Source organism: Streptomyces sp. 13-12-16, assembly GCF_002114215.1.
In the GTDB taxonomy this organism is placed as follows: Bacteria; Actinomycetota; Actinomycetes; order Streptomycetales; family Streptomycetaceae; genus Streptomyces.
The window spans coordinates 1-1,998 of record NZ_NCTE01000023.1 but is presented as its reverse complement, the minus strand read 5'-3'; the positions used below and the strand labels follow the sequence as shown (position 1 = coordinate 1,998).

The 1,998-nt window shown below is 74.3% G+C and carries 2 protein-coding genes and 1 pseudogene; all 3 read left to right on the top strand.

Annotated features, from left to right (window positions below; genetic code table 11):
* Positions 1–238, top strand: a pseudogene (locus B7767_RS01260) (glycogen debranching protein); the annotation flags it as partial.
* A 129-nt stretch (positions 239–367) separates the two neighbouring features.
* Positions 368–1,126, top strand: coding sequence for an NUDIX domain-containing protein (locus tag B7767_RS01255; protein ID WP_085570445.1), 759 nt, complete (start codon positions 368–370; stop codon positions 1,124–1,126).
* Between the two features lie 111 nt (positions 1,127–1,237).
* Positions 1,238–1,998, top strand: a 761-nt coding sequence (locus B7767_RS01250) for an ATP-binding cassette domain-containing protein (RefSeq protein WP_143652128.1), incomplete at its 3' end; no start/stop codon positions are given.

Genomic DNA, 1,998 nt, shown 5'->3' with positions numbered 1-1,998 from the left:
CTGCCGCCCGGCGGCCACGGCGGCGGCCGCGGGGGTTCTGCTGCTGACCGCGCTCGCGGGGATCCGCCCCGACGCCCCGGCCCGGACGGTCGCGCTGCGACCGGTGCGCGATGCCCCGCTGGGCGAGACGGTCCTGACGGGACTGCGCGTGGCGGGCGCCCCCTTCGCCGTACGGATCAGCCGGCTCGGTCTCGCCGTGGTCGAGGAGGCGGCCGACGGACTCCGGTTGGGAACCTGACCCGGTGGGGCGCGTACTCGCCGGGGCGGGGAGGGCGGGGCGACGGACCTGCCGGAGCGAAGTGGATCAGTTGGTGTCACGGTCGGCGAAGGGAGTGTTTATCGTCAGGCAGACGACTATGATCACCGCATGCCCTACGACCCGTCAGCCTTTCCTCCCTTCGCCGTCACCGTGGACCTGGTCGTGCTGACCGTACGCCGCCATGCCCTGTGCGCGCTGGCGGTACGCCGGGGTGAGGCGCCGTTCCAGGGGCGCTGGGCGCTCCCCGGCGGCTTCGTGCGGGACGATGAGGACCTGGCGCAGGCGGCGGCCCGGGAACTGGCCGAGGAGACGGGGCTGCGGGTGCACGACCCCGCCGCCCCCGCCCAGGACAACGGCGCTCATCTGGAACAGCTCGCCACGTACGGTGATCCGGAGCGCGACCCCCGGATGCGGGTCGTCAGCGTCGCCCATCTCGCCCTCGCCCCCGACCTGCCCGCGCCCCGGGCGGGCGGTGACGCGAGCAACGCACGCTGGGCGCCCGTGGAGGAACTGCTGCAGCAGGGCGGTTACGGCCGGGACGACGAGCCGGTGGCGCCACTCGCCTTCGACCACGCCCGGATCCTGTCGGACGGGGTGGAACGCGCTCGCTCCAAGATCGAGTACTCGTCGCTGGCGACGGCCTTCTGCCCGCCCGAGTTCACCGTCGGCGAGCTGCGCCGGGTCTACGAGGCGGTCTGGGGCGTGGCGCTCGACCCGCGCAACTTCCACCGCAAGGTGACGGGTACGCCGGGCTTCCTGGTCCCCACCGGTGGCACGACCACCCGGCAGGGCGGTCGCCCCGCCCAGCTCTTCCGGGCCGGCGGCGCCACCCTGCTCAACCCCCCGATGCTGCGCCCCGAGGTCTGACGAGGCACGACCGGACCCGGCCAACGGCCCCGGAGGGGCAGCGCCCTTCCTCTCCGCCGACCGGCCGCGAGATGCCCGGAAAATCCGATATGGCGCGCTATCTTGCATCGGGTGATCCAGGCCACCGGACTGACCAGCAGCCCCCGCAAAGAGCTTCCGCCCGCCGTCGACGACGTCTCCTTCGAGGCGCACGCGGGTCGCGTCACCGCGTTGCTCGGAGCACCGGGCGCCGGCAAGACGACGGCGCTCCGGCTCATGCTCGAACTCCAACGCGGCCGTGGCATCACCTACTTCAGGGGCCGCCCGCTGCACCGCATCCCCCATCCCGCCCGCGAAGTCGGCGTACTGCTCGGCGATGTGCCGGGCCATCCCGCCCGCACCGTCCGCGGGCACCTGCGCATGCTGTGCGCCGCCGCGGGCGTCCCGGTCCGCCGGGCCGACGAAGTGCTCGAGGCGGCGGGGATCGTGAGCCTGCGCGACGAACGCCTGGGCAGCCTCTCGCGCGGCATGGACCGCCGCCTGGGGCTGGCCTGCGCACTGCTGCCGGACCCGCACACACTCGTGCTCGACGAGCCCGCGCGAGGTCTCTCCGCCGCCGAGAGCCAATGGTTGTACGGAACGCTCCGGGCGTACGCGGCCCAGGGCGGCACGGTGCTGTGCACGACGGCCGACCCGAAGGAGGCCGCGCGGATCGCGGACCACGTGGTCACCCTGGAACGGGGAAGAATCGTCGCCGACCAGGCGGCGGCGGACTTCTCGCGGACCCGGCTGCGCCCCCGTGTCGCCGTCCGCAGCCCGCACGCCGCCCGCCTCTCCGCCCTGCTCGCACAGGAGGCCCGCACCACCCGGCGGTCCGTGGAGGCCGTGCACGA

Excerpts from the sequence above, each read along its gene's own strand:
- B7767_RS01255 (WP_085570445.1), top strand. The coding sequence starts at position 368 with ATGCCCTACGACCCGTCAGCCTTTCCTCCCTTCGCCGTCACCGTGGAC.